This window comes from Pseudomonas sp. SDT291_1_S447 (assembly GCF_054070155.1).
Map to the genome: position 1 here is coordinate 19,570 of NZ_JBSVXS010000017.1, position 23,787 is coordinate 43,356.

Here is a 23,787-nt window from a genome sequence, read left to right on the forward strand (position 1 = left end):
AGAAACGGGGAAGCACCTGAATGGGCATCGAAGCCATTCCCCACTATTGGGGGGGAACCTTCAGTCGTCGTCAATTCGTTCGATCCTGTTCTGCACTCGTAATTGCGCGAGCACCTGACGACGAGCCTGGGTCTGTTGCTGTCGGGCGAGCTGTGCCCTGACTGTATCCAGCCCCTGCAAATCTGGGACATCGGCGGCCTCCAGGTGGTTCGGCAAATAAATCACATGCCAGCCGAACGGTGAACGCACCGGATCGCTGGCAAAACTCGCCCCGCTGACAATCGAGGCGCGCATTTGCAACAAGCGTAGACGTGCTTCAGCCACAGTGGCTGTATCTGCTTGCGCGGGCACACGGATCAGCAGGTGGCGGGGTTGCAAGGTGTTGGCGCGGATCAGTTCGGCGAACATCTGCTGCGCCGCCAGTTCGCGGCGGGTGTACTCGGTGAAGGATGCCTCATCGAAACCGGCGTCCTGCAAGCGCCGGACGAATTTATCCGTGCCGCCGATGGCACTGCGGGTCTGCTCGACTTGCTGACGCACCACTTGATCGTCGATCTGCACACCGCGCTTTTGCGACTCCTGCCACAGCAGTTCTTTGTCGATCAGCGTTTGCAGCGCTGCCTGACGCAGCTCTTTATAGGCCCTGGGGCTACGAATGCTCGCCACGGCGCGGCCCTGATCTTCGAGGTATTCGGCGAAGAAACGCTCGAAGCGAAACCCGGAGATTTCCTCGCCATTGACCCGCGCCACGGCCGGTTCGTTATTGGCCCACGCCATCGGCAGCCAACAGGTCAGCAGCATTATCAGCGTTGTGAGCTTCATGATCGGGCCCTCCATTCAGGGGCTGGCAACAATCGGTTTATAGGGTGCGACCAGATAAAAGCGCTGATCCGGCAAGTCCACGGTGACCACGTGTGCGCCGCTCAAGCCCAGGCGTCGGCCGGGGCCGAAACTCAGGCGCGGGGTCAGGCCGGTGTCGAAGTCGTGCAGGCCTTCCAGCGCCGCCACCAGTTTTTCCCGGCTGGCGTCGCGGCCAGCCTGCTTCATGCCTTCGCTGAGCAGTAACATCGAGGCATAAGCGCCGACTTGCAGCACCGCATGCTGGGCGCCGAGGCCCTGGCCTTCGCGCAGCAGCGTCAGGGCCATGCGCCCGGTTTGGGTCCAGTCGCTGGGCACGAACGGATAGGCAAGAAACACCCGCCGGGTGAAGCCGTCGGGCACTTGCAGCAGATCACCGGCCACCTGGCTGGAGGCGGCAAACAGGTAAGGCACTTGCCCGGCGCTTTGCAGCCGCGTTGCCAGGCGACTGAAACCGCCGCCATTGCCCAGATAGAACACCGATCGCGAACCCAGCGGCAAAGCCTCTGCTGCCGGGTCGTAGGCTTGCAAAAGGACTTTTTGCCAGCCGTGATCCTGTAAGTACTGAGCGAGGGTCGCCGCTGCTTGCGCTTGCAGCGGGTCATAGGGATAGGCGATCAGCGTCGGCCCTTGCAGCACGCGCAGGCTGGCCGTGGCGTAATCGGCCAGCGCGATCAACTGTTCCCGCAAGCCTGGCAATGGCTCGAAAATCTGCGGGCTGGCCTGCATCGCCCCGAGCAACGACAAGGCACCGATCAGCGGCACGCCGGACTGCTCCAACCGTTTCGCCAGTTCGCCGTCGAGGGCCGGTGCCAGCGGTGCGATCAACGCGAACACTTGTTCCTGCTCGATCAAACGCTGCAACGCCTGTTCGGCACTGATGCGATCCGGGCCGGGATCGATCACCGTCAACCGCAACTGTCGGCCGTGAATGCCACCGGCCTGGTTGATCCGCGCGACACTGCCGTTGAGCACAGCTGCCACCGTCGCGCCCTCCTCGGCCAACGGGCCTTGGCTGGGCAGCAAGGTGCCCAGGTGCAAGGTCTCGGCATCGAGGCCGGGGTCACGCTCATCGGCGAGGCGTTTGAGATAGGCGGTGAGGTTGCGCTGATCCTTCATCGACAGCACAAAGCGCGGCATGCTCGGGTCGAGACGATTGTGGCCGGGGTCGCGGCCCTGCTCGATGGCAATGGCCAGAGTGCTTTCGCTGTAGGCCGGATAGCTGCGCCCGTTGACCTGTTGCTGGCCGTAGGTGCTGGTCAGTCGCGCCCAGTTCAGCGGCGGCGGACGCACCCCTCCTTCGGGTCGACCAAGGCCATCGGCGCCATGGCAATTGACGCACGGAAGACTGGTCGCCGGCAGCAACACATCTGCCGCACCGACCCGCGCCATGATCGCCTCGCCACTGGCCGACAGACCCTGGCGGTACAAGCGTTTGCCCGCCGCCTCTTCGGGTGTCAGCGGCGCAGCACTCGCGCCAAGGCTGACGCCAGCGAGCAGGATCAGGGCGAGGACGCGGCTCAGGTTCATGGCGCGAACTCAGCGGCCGGCCACGGGCATTGTCAGCAACTGCAAGCGCTGGGCAATGGCGGCGGCCGGGGCGTCGGGACGGATCTTGCTCCAGCGTTTATTGGCGACATCGCCGACGATCAACTGCGTGGAATGCTGCTCGGGCGTCGGCACGATCTGGCCGATGCGGCTCAATACCAGGTCCATCTGCGCTTTGTCGCCAGTAAGAAAAAGCCAATGAGGGTCATCGGAACCCTGCTTCAAGGTGTAAGCCTTGAGCACCGCCGGCGTGTCGCGCAGCGGGTCACTGGTAAGGGAAATGAAGGTGATGTCCTGTGCCTTGTCACCGAGCAGCTCGCGCACTTCCTTGAGCTTTTGGGTGATCAGCGGGCAGGCATCGTTGCAGCTAGTGAAGATCACGTTAAGCAGGACGATGCGGTTTTGCAGCGCGTCGCTGTAGAAGCGCAAAGTCTCGCCGTTCTGATCCTGCAACGGCGTGTCGGTGAACCAGGTTTTCGCATCGTGGGTGCCTTTGGCCGGCGCGGCAGCCACGGCGGCTGGCGGCTCAGAGACATGGCCTTCGTGAGCGAACGCGACGTTACCGAGAATCCAGAAGCACACGGTCAGGGAGATCCAGTCGAGCAGTCTCATGGCTGTTGCTCCATGGCGATGGCGGTGTGTTTGGCGTGGGTGCGCAGGCCGCTGAGTTTTTCCACTTCCTTGGCCAGCAGCGCCGGATCAGTGAAGCCGTAGTAGCGCATCCAGTGGCGGCTGTCGCCGTCGCCGACGAGGATCAGCGGTTGATGACTCTTCAGGTCGCCGCTGAAACTGCCGAGGCCCTTGAGGGTTTCATTGATCGACTGCGGCGAACCGGTCAACCAGCTCCAGCCCGGCCCGCGCTGGAAGGTGCGCGCATAATCCTGCAGGCGTTTCGGGTCATCGCGCTGTGGGTCGATGCTGATCGACACCAGTTGCACTTCCTCGCCAACGCGCGCGCCGAGTTGTTTCTGCACCTTGCCCATGATCGACGAGACCACCGGGCACACCGTGGTGCAACTGGTGTAGATAAAACTCATGACGACGATTTTGCCCTGCACCAAGTCTTGTTCCAGGCGTACGGTTTTACCGTTCTGGTCGAGCAGCGGCACGTTGGCGAATTTCACCTGGGCGTGTTCCTGAGTGCTGCTGGCCGGGGCTTTGTGTCCGGCGTGTTCGTCGGCCGAATGAGCGTGGACTTGTTGAATGCCAAGGCTCAACAGACACAGGGTCAGCAGGCCAGTGGAAGCAAATCGGTTCATGTCGAAACTCCTCTTCAACGGGCCTGGCCGGGGGCTACCCGAACACTGGCAAAGGTCCTGTCATCGAAACCGGCGCCCAGCGATGCCGCACGCACATGCAGGTACCAGGCGCCGCTGCGGTCGAGGCTGATCGGCGCTTCGTACACGCCGTCGGCGACTTCCAGCGCGGCCACTTCACGCGGGTGCGAGGTGGGCGCGAGGTAGTAGCGCAGTTGCACGTCTTTCACCCCGCTGCGCTGGGTTTTGTCTTTGCCTTGGACGATGCGGAAACGCACGACGTAAGGGTCGTTGAGTGCCACGGCAGTCTTGTCGAGGAGGAACTCGACTTTCGGCTGGCCGAGGTGTTTTTGCGGTTTGCCGTCAGGATCAATCTGCGCGGTAAAGCAGTGAATGATGTTCGGCTGGTTGAGCAGGAACGCCACGTCGAAGCGCCCTGCTGCCGGCAGTTTCACCCGGGCGCTGTACAGCCCCGGCGAGACCTCGCGCAGGCTGCGGTCGATAACCATGGCGGCGCGGGCGATCTGACCACGGTTGGGGTAACCGGACATCGGCGCGTTCATGCCTTCGGCGTAGAAGTAGGTGGTGTTGTCGACCGGGTTGACCACGAACACCGCGTTGTCGTCACGCGACACCGCCAAGCTTGAGGCCAGCGGTAAATCCCCGGCCAGGCGCGGCGCTTGCGGGCCCGCTTCGAAACCTTGGCTGATCGGCTGGCGACCTTCGCCGAGGGAGGACAGGTTGATCATGGTGACTTTCGGTGAAGCGAGTCCGCGGATGTAGGCGTAGGCCTGGGTGAACACCACTTGGTAGGGTTCGGCGCTGACGTCGAGGTCGTGGATCGCGCTGCTGGTCGCGGCGTCGATAACCGTGGCGCGGTTTTCCAAGGTGTTGAGCACAAGACCGAAGCGGCCGTCGGCGCTGAAGCCCATCGGGCCGAGGCCTTGTTGCAGTTTGATCACCCGGCGGATGGCGTGGGTGCTGGCGTCGATCACGGTGACGGTGCCGTCTTTGCCATCGGCGACGTAGACCGCGCCGGACAGCGCTGAGTAGGCGACTGACAAGGGATGAGAGCCGGTTTTGATCTGCTGGACGATGTTCAGGCTGGCGATGTCGATCACGCTGACGGTGCCGTCGTCGCGGTTACTGACGAAAGCGAAGCGGCTGTCCTTACTGAAGCTGATTTCGTGGTGGCCGCGCCCGGTCTGCAAATGTTTCAGGGGTTTGAGGCTTTGGCTGTCGATCACCGTCACGCCGGAGTCTTCGGCTTTGCTGGCGTTGTTGCCGACCCACAGCAGACGTTCATCCGGTTGCAGCGCCACGCGCACCGGTTGGCTGCCGGCTTTGACCGAATCGAGAACCTTGAATTGTTCGCTGTCGATAACGGCCACTTCGCCCGCTGTCGGCATCGAGACGAACACGCGTTTGTTGTCTTTGGGCGTGACCCAGTCCATCGGCGGTTGTTTGAGTTCGATCCGCGCGAGGGTGCTGGTGATGCCGCCAACCGATACCGACGGATCGACCACGGCGATGCTGGCGTCGCGGTTCATCACCAGCAGGAAATAGCTGTTGAGGTCGAGCAACGGCCGCGCGCCGATGTTGGACTTGAGGAACACGCCGACCCGGGCTTTGCAGCTCTGGTCGCGGCCCTGAGCCTGGTCGGCGGCGAGGGTTTGCGGATCGACCCAGGCGCCCGGCGCTACCCCGGACAACGGCTGGCCGGAGGCGCCGTCAGTGACGCGGAACTGCACATCGGCGAATTCGCCTTCACGCAGTTTGCCGTCGGCGGCGAGTGGCTTGAGGTTGAAATCCACCGCAACGCCGTCGCGGGCCAACGTCTGAGTCACGCCGGTTTGCGCCAGCGCAACCTCGCTCAGCGTCAGCAACGCCCCGGCCGTGGCCAGGGTGCAAATACCGATGATGTTGATGATCCTGTTCATACAACCCTCCCCTACACATTCAAACCAAACGACGCGATCCCTGTGGGAGCTGGCTTGCCAGCGATGGCGTCCTTTCCGTCACATCAATGGCGCCTGTGCCGCCGTCATCGCTGGCAAGCCAGCTCCCACAGGGTTTTGCATTTACAGGTCTTGCGTTTGTGCCTACTGGCTTGGCGGTGCCGGTTCCGGTTCGTTGGTCACGCGCAGCAAGCCCCATAACCCGGAGGTGTTGCCGTAGGCGCCGTAGTCGCGGAACAGGTAATCCCCCGGGATCGCATTGCTGCCACCAGCGCTCGGAATCATGAAGCTGAAGTGCGCAGCCGGCAGGATGCTTTCGTGGGCACCGATGTACATCGACATCGGGTTGTAGCCGAAGCGCACCGAGCCCACGCCCGGCGTGCCCATCGGATACCCCCCGGTGTCGCTCTTCTCGGCCTGGAACGGATTGACCGACCAGACATGCCCATCGAGCTGGAACGTGGTGCCACGACTGCCACCGCTCGGCATCAGAATGTGCGTCCGCAACGGCTGCCCCGGTTTGGCGTAGAGCACCGGCGTCTGCGGATCACCGCCGACCAGCGCATTGCTGTAAGCCATGTGCGCGTTGACCATGTCGCCGTAACCCGCGCCATCGGCATGCCCGAACGGTGCATCCGGGGCGAGGCCGAAGCGATACCACAGCGGTTCGGTCTTGTAGTTGATCGCCATGCTCGAGTTGTCCTGCGGGTCGGTCGGCACACCGAAGCCCTCAGCGGCAATCCCTTCCACCGGCCGGCCATTGGCCCAACGGGTGTTCAACGCCTTGTGCCAGACCATCGCGAAATCGCGGTAGCTGGTCTGCCCAGGCGCGGTGACCGTGGCGTTGACCTTGCGCGCATCGTCAACCCAGGTCGCGCCGATCGGCAGGATGCTCATCGCCCCGCCAAGACCTTTTTGCGGCTGCTTGATCACGTCCGCCGGGGTGATGTTCAAGCCGCCGAACTCCACCGCCGTGGCGTTGATGTTGTCGACGCTGCGGCCCAGTTGAGTCACCGGTTTGCCTTCACGCTCCAGGTGCCCGGCGTAGTACTGATAGGTACGGGTCGGGTACGCGCCGCTGTTGCCGACACGCGGTGGCACGGTCTGGATCGGGTTGGCGCCAACGTTGGCGCCGTCGGATTTGGTGATGTCGTACGCCAGCAACTGCGCGTGCAGACCGACGTGGCTGGACGGCCGCATCAGGTTATTGCTGAACGTGGTCGAGCCCAGACCGCTGTTGCGATCACGCTTGACCATGCCTTGCATCACGGCAGTCTGGGTCAAGTCAGGCATCACGCTCGGCAGACGGTTTTCCAGAGTGATGTTGATGCAGTCTCCTGCCGCCGCACGCAGCACCAGCGGCTCAACCGGAATACCGGGTTTGAGCTTGCCGCTCACCGGATCGAGATCGGATTTACGCACATAGAGGATCGCGGTCGGATCATGCAGCGGCCCGCTCTGCCCGCCGATGGTGATGGTTTCGCCATCCTCCGGATCGGTCACGGTGACTTGTGGAATGCTCACCGTGCGCGAGTTCAGCACCAGGGTGCCGCCCGCCGGATTCAGCGGCCCGCCGACATGCTGGCCGAGCCCTTCGGGATCGCCGATGGTCAGGCCCAGCGTATTGCCGAGGATGTCGTTGGCCAGCGCCGCGACCACTTCATAGTTGCGCTGCACCGTCGGCCGGGTGCCAATGCCGTTAGGATTGGCACCATAGCGTGGGCAACTGCCCTCGAACGCCACGGTATTGCGCATGCCCGCCGGGCTCGGGTTGTTCGGGATGGCGAACAGGTCGGCGCGTTTGGCGGTGTAGTTGCGCATCACGCCCCAGATACCGCTCCAGTAGCCTTCGATCGAGGCGTCCATCGAGTACAGATAGTCGCCCGTGGTCGCCGCCGAACTGGACAGCATCGACACCGGGGCAATGAAGCCCATCTGCTCGGAGATGCCGATCATTTGCGACGCGCGCCAGCCGGAGTTGGAGCTGTTGCCGAAACCGGAACCGCTCTGCAGCCATTTCACGCCGTGCAGGGTGACGTTGTGCTCTTCTTCATGGCCGCCGGCATGCACCCGCAGCCGCACGTTGTCGCCGGTATAGGTGCGCAGCATCGGCGTGAACGGGTCACCGGGTTCGGCGCCGCCCTTGTTGATGTGCGGCGGGAACAGCGTGGTGCCGCCGGTGGGTCCGGTCGCAGAGGTGAGCAGATTCGGCGCCAGGTTCATCGCCGGGATCGCCCGGTCGGTACGGCTTTGCATGGCGAACGACAGATCACCACCGAGGCCGTCGGCCTGCATGCCGCGCTTGCCGTCCGGGCCGACCTTGTTCGGGTCGTACACGCGCAGAGCCAACGGTTCGTTGCGATAGTTGACGACGAACATGCCCGGATCATCCACCGAAATCGCCTGCGGACATGGCCGGCTCGGGCAGCCCGGTACCTGACCGCCCTGCACTTCCAGTACACCTTCAAGCAAGTTGCTGGCGTTGTTGCGCACCGGCGGGTTGATCGCGTAGCGGAAGCTGTCGGCGGTGGCCGGGAACGCCTGCGCGTTCGGCACACCGTTGGGGCCGGCACCGACGTAGACGCCGGCTTCATAGGCGTGCTGGAAGTCGCTGTATTCGAGGAAGAACTCGCGGAAGCTGTCGTTCTTGCCGTCGCCATCGAGGTCACCGGTGTTGATCACCGCTTGCCACGACGTCGGCCCACCGTCCTGACGCGCGCCGCTATAGAGAGGCTCGCCGGTTTCGGCGTGGAACCAGGTGGAACCGGCCGGCTCGGCGAGCACAGTCGCGTACAAACCGATCTGTTGGTGCGTCGATGGGCCCAAGTGGTCGTGAGTGAAGATGGTGCCGAGGCCGCGATCAACGCCTTTGGCGTTGACCACCGGATCGACGAACCAGCGCTGCATCGCCGTGCGCGCACCGAGCCAATCGGCGCGGCCGTACTGGCCGAAGAACGGGTGGTTCTTGGCTTTCGGGCAAGCCTGGGTGCCGTCGCGCGGGTCGGTGCCGGCGCATTGGTTGAACTCGCGAATGGCGTGAATGCGTTCCTGCACGGCGCCCGGCGAGAGCACGCCGTCCTCGTAGTTCCAGCCGTTGGACGAGCCGTCCGCCGAGGTCAGATCCCACTTCGGCAGGTGAATGTGCTGACCGATCACATCGGTCGGCGTGCGCACCTGATAGTCGTCCATCTCATAGGTGGCCGGCACCAGGTTGGTTTGCTGGTACTGCACGCAATCGAAAGTGTTCATGCGCATCACCAGCGGTTCTGGTGGACGCTGCTTGGTGATCACCGGCCAGGCGTCTTCCCACAGCGCGAGAATGCGTGCCTGCGGAAAGTGATAACCGACCTTGTTGTACACCGCGTCGAACTGGATGTTGGCGGCTTTGTAGATCCGTGGGCGGTCGGCGGTGAAGCTCGAGGCGCCGACAAAGGACATGCCGTCGATGCGTTCACCGCTGGCGAATTCACCGCTACCGGCGCTGGCGGTCAGGCGTTTTTGCCGGTCATCCATGCACGGTTCGTAGTACGGCGCGCCGGCCATCGGCAAGGCACCGTTAGTGCGGAAGGCCTTGGCCACCACTTGATTGCCGGGCAGCAAGGCATAGCTTGGGTGATCTTTTTTCGCGTGGAAAGCCATCGCCGCTTGTTCGACTTCGGTGCCCTCTTCCGGCAGGTAAATCGGTTTGGCGCGGGTGACTTCCTTGGAGAAATCCAGCGAGGTGGTCACGGTGTGCGCTTCGCCACCGGCCGCGACGCCGTCGAGTGCATGACGCTGCAAGCCGCCATCCCAACCGCCGGACTGCGCCGGATCAAGGTTGGCCCATAGCGCTTTGCCGCTGGCCTTGAGCGATTGCGCGGTGGCGGCGTCGAGCATGTCCAGCGGCGGGGTTGGCGGACGTTGGCCGACCGAACTTTCCATGCCGCCGATCCAGAACGGATAGCCAGGGTTTTTCAGGCTGCCGTCGGCATTGCGGTTGGCTTCGCTGCGATCGACCAGCGCCAGTGAACCGATGGCTTGACCGCCGGCGTTGCCGCCATGGTGCTCGCCGTCGTCATCGCCCTCTTCTTCGTCATCGTCGTCATCATTGCCGGCGACCAGGGTTTCGCCGATTTTCGGCACCACCACGACTTTGCCCGGCATTGGCGCCATGGCTTTGCCCGGCAGCGGCACAATCGCCGGAATCGGTGTGCCGGCAACGATCTCGCCGTCAGGCAAGGCCCGCGCGCCGGCCGCCGGTTTACCGCTGCGCAAGGCAAACGGTTCGCTGTGATAGCCGTCGGCGCCCTGCTGCGAAACATCAAGTCGAGTGCCTTCTTCGAAGACATCGTGCACCCGCCACATGGCCCACATGCCCTGGGCGAAGTGCGGGTAAAAATGGCAGTGATAGATCGCATCGCCGGCCACGCGGTTGCGGTTGCCCGAACCACCGTTGGCGATTTCATAGGTATAACCGGCGCCCGGGCCGATGCCCTGGGCGTCGACGTAATCGGAATTGTCGTCGTTGGGGTTGAACAGCCACTGATGGCCGTGCAGGTGGAAGATGTGTTGCTCGTGGCCATTGTGGGTATTGCGGAATTTGACGAAGTCACCGATGTAGCTGTGGTTGACGTTCGACGGCTCCGACGGATACAGGGCCATGGTGGCTTTCACGCCGATCTGATCGGCGCGCGGTATCTGGCCGGGGGCGATGTTCTCAAGCCCGGTGTTGGCCGGCACATCCACCAGCATCGCCACATCGCCGACGGTGTGCGAGCTGAGGAAGAATTCTTCATAGGCGCACGACAGGCAATCGTGCATCGGCCCCACGCCCAAACGGTTGGCCACCACTTCGGCGCCCATGCCGCCGGAGCCATAGTTGATCATGAACGAGTCGCGGGTCGGCTCCAGCACATGGGCCATCACCGGATCAGCCCAGTACGCCGGGAATGCTTGAGTGGCGGCGGTTTCATCCTGGAATTGCGAGGCAAAATCGCGGAACGCTTCGAGGCGGTTGGGGATTGCCGGGTTGCGTTTGCCGACCGATTCCAGCGGATAGGTGCTGGATGGGAAGCTGCCGTCGGCGTTGCTGCCCATGACAATCGCATCGCTCTCGCTGGAAATGATTTCATTGCCATCGACCATGCCGATGATCGGCGTGCCGGCCTTGCCTTCACGCAACCACGGTTCGCGCTGTGGGTAGCGCGCCTGGTAATCAACGATCGGTTGGCCGGTGGGTGCGCGGCCAGTCGTGGCCAGGCGCATTTCTTCTTCGGTAAGGGTGTTGCGATAGGTGCGACCGCCCTTGGGCAGTACGACAACCTGGCCGAACAGCCCGTTGGCAACGTTGCCGGCCGCGCCCTCGCCGCCAAACGTCGCGCCACGGCTACTGACGGCGAATGCGCCTTCGCGCTCGGCGTACAGGGTGTAGGAGCGACTGGCGCCCGGTGGCACCAGGGTGTTGGCGTTACGCCCGGTGAACGAAGAAATGTCATCGATGCTGTTCACCGCTTGCAGGCCGTTGACCTGGAAACCGACGTGACGATCCGCCACCTGCTCATCGACTTTGAAGTCTTCGGCGCCGTTGGCGTTTTCGATGCCCTCCTCTTCGCCCTCGTTTTCAAAGTGCTTGTTCGGGTTGGCCTGATAGTCGAGCAGGTTCTGCAGATTGATCGTCAGGCAATCGCCGGCAGCCACACGCAGCACCAACGGCCGTGGACGCTTGTCGGGTCGCAGCGAGACTTTGCCCGGCACCGCGGCGCCGCCGTAAGCCAGCGACTGCTCATGTTCATCGACCACATCGCGGCGCAGGGCGAACATCATGCCGTTGATGTTCTGCGCGCCGAGGCGATTGAACATCAGCGGTTGATCGAAGGCGACGACGTTGGCCACCAGGTTGCGCTCGCAACGTACGGCCGCGCCGGCCAGCTCGACGCTGAGCATCGAGGCCAGAATCAGCAGCCAGTTAATCAGGGACGGAGCGTGAGGAAAGCCAGCCATGATCAGTAACCTCGTAGTGGGTGCTCTTGGGAACACTTCTCGACAAATGCCTCGGAGCAATCCGCGTGCCACAAAAAATTGTATTAGCGTTCAATCAGTTACTGCGACCACTTGAGAATCCGGGGGATATTCCCCACCCGTTTTCCCCACTTTCCGGGCCTCCACGGTTTACCCCGAAAGTGGGGAAAACCGGGTTGGGGTCACAACGGCGCATCCATCGCCAAGCCCTGCAAACGCCGGTACTGACGCAACACGTTCGGTACATAACGTTGGGTTTCGGCGAACGGCGGAATCACCCGGCCACGGCTGAGCACCGCGTCCGGCCCGGCGTTGTAGGCCGCCACGGCGAGGGCAATGTCGTTGTCGAACAGGGTCATCAGGCGCTTGAGGTATTTGGCCCCACCCTGGATGTTGGCCTTGGGGTCGTAGACGTCGGTCACGCCCAGCTCGCGTGCGGTGTCGGGCATCAACTGCATCAGCCCGCCCGCACCTTTGGGTGAAGTGGCACCGGGGTTGTAGCGAGACTCGGCGTTGATCACTGCATGCAGCAGCGCCTCGGGTAATTGATTGACCCTGGCCGCCGCCGAAACCAGTTCCGCGTAGGGCTGGTTGGCGATCATTTGCGGCTGCTGATCGAGGCTGGCCACAGGCAATTCAGCCTCGTGGATCACCCGTTCGTAGGTGCGTCCGGGCCGGTGAACGTTGGACAGTACATAGCTGCCCTTGGCGTCCACCGAAATGAACACATCGGCCTGCGCGGCGCTGCTGAGCAGCACACAACCAAGCAATCCGCCGGTGAGAAATTTCATGTCGGGCCTCCCCGGATCGACCCCGATAAATTGGGGGAAATGCCCCAATGGCCGATCACGTTTGAGCCATACGCAAGCACTGTGCCGACTCTGGAGATGCCCTGATTACAAGGGTTTCAGCCAATCCAGTGATTTTCAGTGGGGCTGAGCATGGCAATTGCATAAGCCCTTCTGGCGACACGGCTGCCACTCACGGGAGGTCATCATGAAGCTGCAATTTCGTCCGCGTGGCCAACGCGGTTTTACCCTGCTCGAATTGCTCGTGGTGCTGGTGGTGCTCGGTCTGTTGGCCGGGATCGTCGCGCCGAAATACTTCGCCCAACTCGGTCGCTCCGAAGTGAAAGTGGCCAAGGCGCAAATCGAAGGGCTGAGCAAAGCGCTGGATATCTATCGACTGGAAGTCGGCCACTACCCGTCCACCGAACAGGGCTTGCAAGCCTTGGTGATCGCGCCGAGTGACGAGGCGAAATGGACCGGCCCGTACTTGCAGAAAAAACTGCCGCAGGATCCGTGGGGACGTAATTACGCCTACCGCTATCCCGGCGAAAACAGCGAGTACGATTTGCTGTCGATGGGCAAGGACGGCCAGCCCGGCGGCGAAGGTGAAAACGCCGAAGTGACCAACTGGCAGTAAGCGGAGCGCGGCCCATGCGATTTCATTTGAAAGCGGTCGGCAAGGCTGGCGTGGTGTCCTTGAGTGTGGAGGCGCCGGGCGACAGCGAGGCGCGGCGCATTGCCGAGGATCAAGGTTTACGTGTGCTCAGTTCGCACGCCGACAAGCATTGGCGCTCGCTACGACTGCGCCAGCGTGAGACGTTCAATCTGGTGTTGTTCAGCCAGGAACTGACCACGCTGCTCAATGCCGGCCTGCCGTTGATCGATGCGCTGGAAAGCCTCGCCGAAAAAGAAACCGCCCCCGCCGCCCGGAAAACCTTGAGTGAGCTGGTACGCCTGCTGTACGAGGGCAAATCCTTCTCGCAAGCGTTAGGCCAGTTGTCGGCGGTGTTCCCGCCGTTGTACGTGGCGTTGGTGCAGTCCAGCGAAAAGACCGGCGCGGTCGGCGATGCGCTGGGCCGTTACGTCAGTTATCGCCAGCGCATGGACGAGGTGCGGCAGAAGATCATCAGCGCCTCGATCTACCCGATGCTGTTGCTGGTGGTCGGCGGTGGCGTGGTGCTGTTCTTGATGGGATATGTGGTGCCGCGCTTCAGCCTGGTGTTTGAAGGGCTGGGGAATAACCTGCCGTGGCTGTCGCAGGTGTTGATGAGCAGTGGCATGTTTTTGCATGCGCATCAGGCTGAATTCTTCGCTGGGTTGGTGGCGATTGTCATCGCCCTCGCCGTGTTGCAAAAGCAACCAGCGTTTCGCCGTGGGCTGGATCGGCTGGTGGAAAAACTGCCGGCCGTGCATCAACGGATTTTCATGTATGAGCTGGCACGGTTTTATCGGTCGCTGGGGATTCTGTTGCAAGGCGGGATTCCGCTGGTGACCGCCATGAGCATGGTGCGCGGTTTGCTCACCGTAGCTTCACGGGTGCGGCTGGACCAGGCCTGCGAGCGGGTGCGCGAGGGGCAATCATTGTCCACCGCGCTGGAACTCAATCACCTGGTGACCCCGGTGTCCCTGCGCCTGCTGCGCGCCGGCGAACAGTCCGGCAACCTCGGGCAGATGATGGAACGCAGCGCCGACTTCTACGACGAGGAAATCAGCCGCTGGCTGGAGTGGTTCGTGAAGTTGTTCGAACCGCTGCTGATGACGTTTATCGGCCTGCTGATCGGGGTCATCGTGATCCTGATGTACATCCCGATTTTCGAACTGGCTTCGAGTATTCACTGACCTCGAGAGCGGGTCCGATTCCTGCAACAACGCACTTTTACGTTCCCAACAAAACCACAAAGACGGAGAACGATATGCACATTCAAAAGCTCGTGCTCGCAATGGCCATCGGCGCAGTTCTGTCGGCGTCCATCGTGCTGATTCCGGATAGCCTTTCCGGCATTTCCAGTGTTCAGGCCAAGGAAGGTGGCAGTGGTGGTGGAGGGAGTGGCGGCGGTGGACATGGCGGAGGCGGTGGCGGTGGCGGTGGCGGCAATGGTGGTGGACACGGCGGCAGTGGCAATGGCGGAAGTGGCCACGGTGACGGCGGCGGCGGCCAGGGCTCCGGACACGCCGGCAACTCCGCTTCCTCAGGACGCAGCGGCACCCACGCCGAACCTGGCGATGACCGCGGCGTGCACCGGGCAGGCGAAGTCGGCGACGACCATGGCGTCCATCGCGCGGGTGAAGTCGGTGACGACCGGGGCCTGCATGCAGCTGGCGAACCGGGGGATGATCGTGGCGTACATGTCGGCGGCGAGCCGGGCGATGACAAGCGCGCCAACTGATCCATCCTGAAAACACCACACCCCCTGTGGGAGCTGGCTTGCCAGCGATGAGGCCGGGTCAGACAAAATTGTATTGCCTGACACACCGCCATCGCTGGCAAGCCAGCTCCCACAGGGTTTTGCGGCGTACACAGATTCCGCAAACAACCACCATCAATTGTAGGAGTGAGCCTGCTCGCGATAGCAGTCATTCAGACACTGAAGCTGTGACAGACAGAACGCTATCGCGAGCAGGCTCACTCCTACAGTTTTGATCTGCGTAAGGCTCAGAGGGCGACGTGGCTCTCGTTCAGGCGTTCACGCAAAAACTCGACCAACGCCTGCACCGGTCTGGAGGCTTGGCGGTGTTGCGGGTAAACGGCTGAAAGTGTCAGCGGTTCCGGGCGCAAATCATCCAGCACCGGCACCAACCGGCCGTCTTTCAACGCCGCGCCGACAATGAACGTCGGCAGATAAGTAATCCCCATCCCCTGCACCGCCGCATCCCTGAGCAACTCGCCGTTATTCACGCGCATGCGCCCGGTGACGTTGACCAACAGCGGCTTGCCCTGCCCCGCATTGAACCGCCACTGCACCGAGCGCCCATGACCGTACGGCAGGCAGTCATGGCTGAGCAGATCTTCGGGTTGCTGCGGCGTGCCGCGCTCGGCGAGGTAGGCCGGGCTGGCGCAATACACCCGTTCAATCGACGCGATGCGCCGGGCGATCAATGTCGAATCTTCGAGCACGCCAATGCGCAGCGCCAGATCGTAGCCCTCACCGAGCAAATCCACCGGGCGATCGCTCAAATCGACCTCAACCGTGACCTCGCGATAGCGCTGCAAAAACATCGGCAGCAGACAGCCCAGATGCGCCACGGCAAACGACAGCGGCGCACTCAAGCGGATCGTCCCGCGCGGCTCGGCAGTCTGCCCGGCGATGCCCTGCTCGACCTGTTCGACTTCACCGAGCAGGCGCAATGCCGACTCGTAATAACTCTGCCCCAGCGGCGTCACGTCCAGACGCCGGGTGGAGCGATTCAACAAGCGCACGCCGAGGCGCTCTTCCAGCTGCATCAAGCGCCGGCTGACGAACTGCTTGGACAGGCCCAGTTGATCGGCCGCGGAGGTGAAGCTGCCGGAGTCCATGACCTGGCAAAAAATACGCATGTCTTCGAACGGGTTCATTGTCACTCTCTGGTGGACAGTTAAACGCTTTATAGCCGCTTTTTCACTTTCAAGCAGCTCATTAATCTGTGCTCACGGTGTTGCTGAGGCCTGAAGCCCAGCGCCACAGCAGCCCGCAACCCAGGCATAAAAATTCAAAAACATTCAAAAGGATTTCCACCATGAACATCGTCAAGAAAACCCTCACCGCTTCCCTCCTCGCCCTGTCCATCGGCAACGCTTTCGCCGCTGAAAGCAGCGGTGTCGAACACAACACCCAAGCCTTTCTCAACGCCCTCGCCGCCGGCGGTGGCAAACCCCTTGAGCAACTGAGCCCGAAAGACGCCCGTGCGGTACTGACCGGCGCACAGGCTTCGGTGAAGGTGGACTTGTCCGGTGTTGAAGTCAGCGACAAGGCGATCAAGGTCGATGGCCAGACGATCAACCTGAAAGTGGTGCGTCCGGCCAAGGTCAAAGGCGAGTTGCCGGTGTTCATGTTCTTCCACGGTGGCGGCTGGGTGCTCGGCGATTACCCGACGCACCAGCGCCTGATTCGTGATCTGGTGGTGGGTTCCGGTGCCGTCGCGGTGTACGTCGATTACACGCCGTCGCCAGAGGCGCAGTACCCGACCGCAATCAACCAGGCCTACGCCGCGACCAAATGGGTGGCCGAGCACGGCAAGGACATCGGTGTCGACGGCAAGCGTCTGGCAGTAGCGGGCAACAGCGTCGGCGGCAACATGGCGGCGGTCGTGGCGTTGATGGCCAAGGAACAGAAAGCACCGGCGCTGCGCTTCCAGCTGCTGATGTGGCCGGTGACCAACGCGCAGTTCGACGACGGTTCGTACCAGCAATTTGCCGAGGGCCACTTCCTCACCAAAGGCATGATGCAGTGGTTCTGGGACAACTACACCACCAACCCGGCCGAACGTGCGCAGATCCACGCCTCGCCGCTCAACGCCAGCACCGAACAGCTCAAGGGCTTGCCTGCCGCATTGGTGCAGACCGCCGAGTTCGACGTGCTGCGTGACGAAGGTGAAGGCTATGCGCGGCACCTTGATGCGGCCGGCGTGGCGGTGACCTCGGTGCGTTACAACGGGATGATTCATGACTTCGGTTTGCTCAATCCGCTGAGTCAGATTCCGGAAGTGAAAGCGGCAGTGCGTCAGGCAGCGGCTGAGCTGAAAACCCATCTGAATCCATAACGGCAAAAGATCGCAGCCTTCGGCAGCTCCTACATTGGAATACGTTCTTCTGTAGGAGCCGCCGCAGGCTGCGATCTTTTTATTGGCAGACATTGCGGAGCTTCGGTCATGACCCTTTTCTACACCCACCTGCTGTCCTGGAGCGCCGCCCTGCTGCTGCTCGACGCCGTGCTCTGGCACTTCTCGCCCTTCACCCATCGCGCTCCGAGAGTCGCTGTGCGGCTGGTGCTGTTTCTGGCGTTCACGGCGCTGGTGATCAACGCCGGCGTCAGTCCGTTGCAAGCACCACAATTCACCGACGACCGCGTGGCGCAATTGGGTGCGACGGCACTGGGCATTCTCTGGTGGCTGTACGCCGCGCGGGTGCTGACCGAAGTCATCGGCCTGGCACTGATGCGCCGCATCGGCCACAGCGGGCGGTTGCTGCAAGACGTGATCGGCGCACTGGTCTTCCTGGTCGCCACCGTCGCCGCAGCCGGTTATGTGTTGGAATTGCCGGTGAAAGGTCTGCTGGCAACCTCCGGCGTGGTGGCGATCGTTGTCGGTCTGGCGTTGCAAAGCACCCTGGCCGATGTGTTTTCCGGGATCGTGCTCAACACCACCAAGCCGTATCAGGTGGATGATTTTGTGGTGATCGACGGCGTCGAAGGCAAGGTCTTCGACATCGACTGGCGCGCCACCCACCTGCTGACCAGCGCCGGAACCATGGCCGTGGTGCCGAACTCGGTGGCGGCCAAGGCGAAGATCGTCAACCTCAGCCGCCCGAACAACATGCACGGCGTGTCGATCAGCATTCAGGTGCCGAATCACATCCGCCCGCGCCGGGTACTGGATGCACTTGATCGCACCCTGCAGGGCAGCAGCTCTCTGTTGCTGACGCCAGCGCCGAAAGCCGTGCTGAAAGAGGCCGGCGAAACCATGTCGGAATACGTCGCCAGCGGGTTCATCGCCGAGCTCGGCAAGAAAAGCGAAGTACGCAATCAACTGTTCGACCTCGCCCACCGGCATCTCGAAGCAGCAGGCATTTCGCGCCATCCCGACGGCGTGATCGAACCGTCGACCCGCGCCCGCGCGTTGCTCGATGAAGTGAAAATCTTCCGCTCGCTGAGCAGTGAGGAACGTGATCGTCTGGCGGAATCGATGGTTGCGCAGCAATACACCGCAGGCCAAGTGGTGCTGGATCTGGACGAAGTGCCGGACAGCCTGTTCGTGATTGCCACCGGGGTGGTAAGTGCGACTGTGGCGGACGGCGACAGCAAGGTCGAGGCCGGGCGGATGGGGCCGAGTGAGGTCATGGGTGAACAGAGCATTCTCGCGGATACACCGTCGCAGGCGACGTTCACGGCGTTGACGTCGAGCATCATTTATCGTCTCGACAAGAGCCTGACTCGTCAGTGCATGGAACAGCGCACGGAGGTGGGTCGGGCGTTGAATAAATTGCAGGCGGTGCGTCAGCAGAACAGTCGCCTCGCGTTGATGGGCAAACCGGTGGCGGTGAGGAAAGGTGGGTTTTTGGGGTGGTTGCAGAAGCGTTGAAGCGGCAGGATCAAGATCAAAAGCCTCCCCCTCACCCCAGCCCTCTCCCCCAAGGGGGCGAGGGGGAAAGGGAGCCGATCTCCGTGTGCTTCAAGTCCAGAGTTCGACTCGATTCCCCAGGTCGGTGTACCCCGAAAAAACCCCTCGGTCAGTCCCCTCTCCCCAAGACATCAAAGGGAAAGGGAGCAGACCGCATGCAATTCCGAACCAGAGTTCGACTCGGTATTGCACGTCGGCGTACCTCGAAAGAACCCCTCGGTCAGCCCCTCTCCCCAAGACCTCGAAGGGAAAGGGAGCCGATCTTCAAGCTGTTCAAAACTGAAGTTCGGCTCGGTATTACACGTCGGCGTACCTCGAAAGAGCCCCTCGGTCAGTCCCCTCTCCCTCCGGGAGAGGGCTAGGGTGAGGGGCTTTTCAGGATCAGCCGATTACTTGGCAGTGAACTTGGTATAGCTGTTGATCAAATTGCGATAGTTCGGTAGACGCTCCGACAGCAAATGCGCCAGACCTTCCATATCATTGCGCCAGTCACCCTGCAGTTCGCACGCCACCGAGAACCAGTTCAGCAGGTGTGCACCCGCCGCCGACATCCGCGCCCACGCCGCCTGCTGCACGGTGGTGTTGAAAGTGCCCGACGAGTCAGTCACCACAAACACTTCATAGCCTTCAGCAATCGCCGACAAGGTCGGGAACGCCACGCAAACGTCAGTCACCACACCGGCGATGATCAGTTGCTTGCGGCCAGTGGCCTTGATCGCTTTGACGAAGTCTTCGTTGTCCCAGGCATTGATCTGCCCCGGGCGTTGAATGAACGGTGCATCCGGGAACTGCTCACGCAGCTCAGGCACGATCGGGCCGTTCGGGCCGGCGTCGAAACTGGTGGTCAGGATGGTTGGCAGCTTGAAGAACTTGGCGATATCGCCCAGCGCCAGCACGTTGTTCTTGAATTCGTTCGGGGTGAAATCCTGGACCAGCGAGATCAGGCCGGTCTGGTGATCGACCAGCAGTACAACCGCGTCATCTTTGTTCAGACGTGTGTAAGGAACGCTCATGGGAAAACTCCTGATGGACGGATGGATGAAGCGTGCAGCGCCGACCGGATGGCCGGCGCTTTAGGGGAAATCAGAAGGCGAAGCAGGAACAGCCAAACGCGCCCCAGAAACCGGCGAAGTCGCTGACCGGCGCGTTCGACATCCGCGCCTTTTCGTGGCTGTGCGTATGCACCGCGCACGGGCCGCTGCACTGGTGCACCTGCGCCTGCAATGGCGAATTCGGCCGCCAGTGACCCGGGACTTTGACCACCGGCGACCAGTCCGGCAGCACTGGAATCGAGCGCGGGCCGAGGTCTTCGAAGTCACCGGCGGCATAAACAATCTTGCCGCCGACCACGGTCAGCACCGACTCGATCCACTTGATCGCTTCTTCCTCGACATGGAAGAAGTCCGCACTCAGCGCCGCCAGATCCGCCAGTTGCCCGACCTTGATCTGGCCCTTCTTGCCCTGCTCCGAGGAGAACCAGGCACTGCCATGAGTGAACAGTTCCAGTGCGGTGGTGCGCGGCAGACCTTCTTCGTACAGCGCCAGACCACCGACGGTGCGACCGCTGACCATCCAGTACAGCGAGGTCCACGGGTTGTAGCTGGAAACCCGCGTGGCATCAGTGCCGGCGCCGACCGGTACGCCTTCGGCGAGCATGCGTTTGATCGGCGGAGTCGCCTCGGCGGCTTGCTTGCCGTAGCGGTCGACAAAGTATTCGCCCTGGAACGCCATGCGATCCTGAATCGCGATGCCGCCGCCCAACGCCTTCACACGTTCGATGTTCTGCGGGGTGATGGTTTCGGCATGGTCGAAGAACCACGGCAGACCGTTGAACGGAATGTCGCGGTTAACCTTCTCGAACACGTCGAGCATGCGGCTGATCGATTCGTTGTAGGTCGCGTGCAAACGGAACGGCCAGCGCTGCTCGACCAAGTGGCGCACCACCGGTTCCAGCTCTTCTTCCATGGTCTGCGGCAGGTCCGGGCGTGGTTCGAGGAAATCTTCGAAATCCGCCGCCGAAAACACCAGCATTTCGCCGGCGCCGTTGTGACGCAGGAAGTCGTCGCCCTGATGCAACTTGACGCTGCCGGTCCAGTTCTGGAAATCGCTCAGCTCTTCTTTCGGCTTCTGGGTGAACAGGTTGTAGGCGATGCGCACGGTCAACTGGTCGTCTTTGGCCAGTTGTTCGATCACCTGATAATCGTCCGGGTAGTTCTGGAAACCGCCGCCGGCATCGATCGCACTGGTCAGGCCGAGGCGATTGAGTTCGCGCATGAACTGGCGGGTCGAGTTGACCTGATATTCCAGCGGCAGCTTCGGCCCCTTGGCCAGCGTCGAGTAGAGGATCATCGCGTTCGGCCGCGCGACCAGCATGCCGGTCGGGTTGCCGTTGCTGTCGCGGACGATCTCGCCACCCGGCGGATTCGGCGTGTCACGGGTGTAACCGGCCACGCGCAATGCGGCGCGGTTGAGCAACGCACGGTCATACAGGTGCAGGATGAACACCGGGGTGTCCGGCGCGGCCTGGTTGATTTCTTCCAGGGTCGGCATGCGTTTTTCGGCGAACTGGAATTCGTTCCAGCCACCGACCACGCGCACCCATTGCGGGGTCGGCGTGCGGTCGGCCTGATCCTTGAGCATGCGCAGCGCGTCGGCCAGCGACGGCACGCCTTCCCAGCGCAGTTCGAGGTTGTAGTTCAAACCGCCACGGATCAAGTGCAAGTGCGAGTCGTTGAGACCCGGAATAACGCAGCGACCGTGCATATCGACCACTTGCGTGTTCGGCCCGCGCAGGGCCATGGCCTGGTTGTCGTTGCCAACGACGACGAAGCGGCCGTCGGTGATGGCCACGGCACTGGCCAGTGGTTTGGTGCGGTCGACGGTGTGAAATTGGCCATTGAACAGAATCAGATCGGCGCTCATCGCAGTTCCTCAAGCAAAGTGAAAAGGAGCGAACCTCGCGCGCTCAACGCGGCGAGGTGTCTTGGGAATCGAGGTGTTCATGGGCCTGGCTGGCTTCGAGCCATGGCGAAAATAAACGGGTGACCGGCGGCATCACCACGTACACCACCGACAGGACGATGGTCAGGGTGATCAGGAACGTGGCGACCACATAGTTGGAAAGCAGCGGATGCAGCGCCAGCAGCGGTCCCCAGATCAGCGGCACGAGCAAGGTGTGCGGCAGAATCACCAGCAGCGTGACCACCGCTTGCTTCCAGCGCGGCGGCGGCGAAGCGGCGTCGGCCAGTGGCGTAAACCAGAATTCATTGATCGGCGCGACTTCGGTCTGATCGCCATCAGCCAGCATTGGCGCGGCTTCGGCGACCAGTGCCTGTCGCTGCGGCGACTCCAGCCAGCCTTGCATCGCTTCGGTGCTGCTGAAACGCAGCACGCAGGTGTAGAAGTCGAGACGGCCGCGCTTGCCCCTCACTACGTCCACGCCCAAATGCCCTTCACGCTGCCCCGCTACACGGACGATATTGCGCAGCCAGGCTTCATACGCCGACTCGAAACCGGCCTTGACCCGGTGTTTGATGATCAATGTGACCGTCTCATCGGCCCCCGGTGACTGTGGATTGAGGACTTCAGGCATAACGCAACACTCCGGGCAAACGAACAGAAATCGCCAGCCGTCCCGGCCCAGCGATCAACACAGTGGTAAACAGGATCAGCAGCAACCAGCCGAACTGCCCCTCGGCCACACTCCATTGCGGATGCACGACCAGCAACGCCACCAGCAGCACAAAGAGAATAGGCACGCAGGCCAATCGCGCCAGTAACCCGGCGACGATCAGTAGCGGGCAGAGGACTTCGGCGAAGATCGCCAGGATCAAGGTGAGGTGAGAACCGAGGTGGAACGGGTCTTCGATCAGCTGCAGTTGCGCGGTGAAGTCGAGCAGTTTGGGCAAGCCGTGCACCCACAACAAAAACAACCCGCCGCTGACCCGCAGGAACAGCAAACCGATGTCGCGTGCCTGTTCATCTGTTGAGGCATTCATGACCCGACCCTTGAAATGTCATTGGCTGGAATCATGCCAATGATGGTCGGGAGGAAATTGGATAGATGTGCTCAGTTCTGCGGCATTCCAAAATTCTTGGAACACCGCAGCCCCCTGTGGGAGCGAGCTTGCTCGCGAAGGCGTCGGGTCAGCCAACGGATGTTTTGAATGACACACCGCTTTCGCGAGCAGGCTCGCTCCCACAGGGGGTGTGCTTAGGCCGGTGGTTCGAGGTTATCCAGCACCCGATTCACTGCCAACTCACCGAGCATGATCAACTGCGCAATTCCCAACAACGCCCGGCGCTGCGGTGCGGGCAACAGGTGGGCGACGTCCTGGGCGATGGTCTTGGCCGAGGCGAGTGTTTCGCTGGCGTCGGTCAGCAGTTCTTCATTTTTGGTGTCGGCAGTTACGGCGTACATGCCACGGGTTCTGCGTGGGGGTGGCGTGGAGCCGGGTGGAAGGAGGTAATGGTCGAGGGCGCGGTCGGCGGCTTCGTGGAGCTTTCGAGAATCGATGGATTCGTAGGGGGATGTGGGGTCGATGTCTGGTGGGTTGGGCGTGACTTTGAACATGGTGAATCTCCTTTTTAGAGCCGGGATCACCACGTCCTGTCGCTAAACAGGATGGGTGGCGACCGTATGCAGGTTAGCGAACCGGTAAAAAGGCAACCCGGTAGACCCGAAGGTCTCCCGCATACAGCCGCCATAGCGAAGTGCAGACGATAGCCTGCAACGAAGCATGGAGCGCTGATGCACTTTTTTTGGTCCGAGTCGCTAAACCCGATCGCTGAGTTTTCAGCGACCACCAAACGATAGAGACCGGACCACAAGCGCACAAGCCGGCGGATTCTGGCGTAGCTGTAGGCAAAGGCGCAAGGTTGCGTAGCCTGAAAGAGTGTCTGTGGGTGTTGCTTAAACAGCGATGTTTAAAGCACCGAAAATCTATGGACCACAGCGAGCCAATGTGGGAGCGAGCCTGCTCGCGAAGGCGTCGGGTCAGCCAACAGATGTTTTGAATGACACACCGCTTTCGCGAGCAGGCTGGCCCTGAACTGTGCAGGCCCAGTTCG

At 62.0% G+C, this 23,787-nt stretch carries 18 protein-coding genes; 5 read left to right on the forward strand and 13 right to left on the reverse strand.

The window, feature by feature from the left end; genetic code table 11:
- Positions 1-60: 60 nt before the first annotated feature.
- The 7 genes from ACW9IR_RS08535 to ACW9IR_RS08565 form a co-directional block, all read right to left on the reverse strand.
- Positions 61-822: a peptidylprolyl isomerase gene (locus ACW9IR_RS08535; RefSeq protein WP_457462722.1), complete on the reverse strand. Its 762-nt coding sequence runs from the start codon at positions 820-822 to the stop codon at positions 61-63.
- A 15-nt stretch (positions 823-837) separates the two neighbouring features.
- Positions 838-2,388 carry an ABC transporter substrate-binding protein gene (locus ACW9IR_RS08540; RefSeq protein ID WP_457462724.1) on the reverse strand — a complete coding sequence of 517 codons (1,551 nt, stop codon included), beginning with the start codon at positions 2,386-2,388 and terminating at the stop codon, positions 838-840.
- A gap of 9 nt (positions 2,389-2,397) precedes the next feature.
- Positions 2,398-3,018 carry an SCO family protein gene (locus ACW9IR_RS08545; protein WP_007919362.1) on the reverse strand — a complete coding sequence of 207 codons (621 nt, stop codon included), beginning with the start codon at positions 3,016-3,018 and terminating at the stop codon, positions 2,398-2,400.
- Positions 3,015-3,665: an SCO family protein gene (locus ACW9IR_RS08550; RefSeq protein WP_095047581.1), complete on the reverse strand. Its 651-nt coding sequence runs from the start codon at positions 3,663-3,665 to the stop codon at positions 3,015-3,017. Before ACW9IR_RS08550 ends, ACW9IR_RS08545 begins: the two co-directional genes overlap by 4 nt.
- A gap of 14 nt (positions 3,666-3,679) precedes the next feature.
- Positions 3,680-5,602: a YncE family protein gene (locus ACW9IR_RS08555; protein WP_457462728.1), complete on the reverse strand. Its 1,923-nt coding sequence runs from the start codon at positions 5,600-5,602 to the stop codon at positions 3,680-3,682.
- 162 nt (positions 5,603-5,764) lie between these two features.
- Positions 5,765-11,599 carry a manganese-oxidizing multicopper oxidase MnxG gene (gene mnxG / locus ACW9IR_RS08560; RefSeq protein WP_457462730.1) on the reverse strand — a complete coding sequence of 1,945 codons (5,835 nt, stop codon included), beginning with the start codon at positions 11,597-11,599 and terminating at the stop codon, positions 5,765-5,767.
- Between the two features lie 200 nt (positions 11,600-11,799).
- Positions 11,800-12,408 carry a lytic transglycosylase domain-containing protein gene (locus ACW9IR_RS08565; RefSeq protein ID WP_457462732.1) on the reverse strand — a complete coding sequence of 203 codons (609 nt, stop codon included), beginning with the start codon at positions 12,406-12,408 and terminating at the stop codon, positions 11,800-11,802.
- A 205-nt stretch (positions 12,409-12,613) separates the two neighbouring features.
- On the opposite strand from ACW9IR_RS08565, the gene gspG reads away from it, so the two are divergent.
- The 3 genes from gspG (at position 12,614) to ACW9IR_RS08580 (ending at position 14,792) form a co-directional block, all read left to right on the forward strand.
- Complete coding sequence (gene gspG / locus ACW9IR_RS08570) at positions 12,614-13,042, forward strand: type II secretion system major pseudopilin GspG (RefSeq protein WP_095120156.1); 429 nt, start codon at positions 12,614-12,616, stop codon at positions 13,040-13,042.
- A 14-nt stretch (positions 13,043-13,056) separates the two neighbouring features.
- Positions 13,057-14,244: a type II secretion system F family protein gene (locus ACW9IR_RS08575; protein ID WP_457462734.1), complete on the forward strand. Its 1,188-nt coding sequence runs from the start codon at positions 13,057-13,059 to the stop codon at positions 14,242-14,244.
- Between the two features lie 74 nt (positions 14,245-14,318).
- Complete coding sequence (locus tag ACW9IR_RS08580; RefSeq protein ID WP_457462736.1) at positions 14,319-14,792, forward strand: hypothetical protein; 474 nt, start codon at positions 14,319-14,321, stop codon at positions 14,790-14,792.
- Positions 14,793-15,058: 266 nt separating this feature from the next.
- Here the strand turns inward: ACW9IR_RS08580 and ACW9IR_RS08585 are convergent, their stop codons facing one another.
- Complete coding sequence (locus ACW9IR_RS08585; RefSeq protein WP_457462738.1) at positions 15,059-15,958, reverse strand: LysR family transcriptional regulator; 900 nt, start codon at positions 15,956-15,958, stop codon at positions 15,059-15,061.
- Between the two features lie 161 nt (positions 15,959-16,119).
- Between ACW9IR_RS08585 and ACW9IR_RS08590 the strand changes: the two genes are divergently transcribed.
- Complete coding sequence (locus ACW9IR_RS08590) at positions 16,120-17,142, forward strand: alpha/beta hydrolase (protein ID WP_457462740.1); 1,023 nt, start codon at positions 16,120-16,122, stop codon at positions 17,140-17,142.
- 108 nt (positions 17,143-17,250) lie between these two features.
- The gene (locus ACW9IR_RS08595; RefSeq protein WP_457462742.1) at positions 17,251-18,678 is read left to right on the forward strand and encodes a mechanosensitive ion channel domain-containing protein; all 1,428 of its coding nucleotides are present in this window, start codon (positions 17,251-17,253) and stop codon (positions 18,676-18,678) included.
- Between the two features lie 428 nt (positions 18,679-19,106).
- On the opposite strand, the gene ycaC is transcribed toward ACW9IR_RS08595, so the two are convergent.
- The 5 genes from ycaC to ACW9IR_RS08620 form a co-directional block, all read right to left on the reverse strand.
- On the reverse strand, positions 19,107-19,730 hold the full coding sequence (gene ycaC, locus ACW9IR_RS08600; RefSeq protein WP_007913541.1) for an isochorismate family cysteine hydrolase YcaC: 624 nt from the start codon (positions 19,728-19,730) through the stop codon (positions 19,107-19,109).
- A 70-nt stretch (positions 19,731-19,800) separates the two neighbouring features.
- A complete protein-coding gene (locus ACW9IR_RS08605; protein WP_095120150.1) occupies positions 19,801-21,639 on the reverse strand; it encodes an amidohydrolase in 1,839 nt (612 codons plus the stop codon).
- Positions 21,640-21,682: 43 nt separating this feature from the next.
- The gene (locus ACW9IR_RS08610; RefSeq protein ID WP_123374833.1) at positions 21,683-22,309 is read right to left on the reverse strand and encodes an antibiotic biosynthesis monooxygenase; all 627 of its coding nucleotides are present in this window, start codon (positions 22,307-22,309) and stop codon (positions 21,683-21,685) included.
- Positions 22,302-22,715, reverse strand: coding sequence for a DoxX family protein (locus ACW9IR_RS08615; protein WP_102902852.1), 414 nt, complete (start codon positions 22,713-22,715; stop codon positions 22,302-22,304). Before ACW9IR_RS08615 ends, ACW9IR_RS08610 begins: the two co-directional genes overlap by 8 nt.
- Before the next feature lie 215 nt (positions 22,716-22,930).
- On the reverse strand, positions 22,931-23,290 hold the full coding sequence (locus ACW9IR_RS08620) for a DUF6124 family protein (protein WP_095120147.1): 360 nt from the start codon (positions 23,288-23,290) through the stop codon (positions 22,931-22,933).
- Positions 23,291-23,787 lie beyond the last annotated feature (497 nt).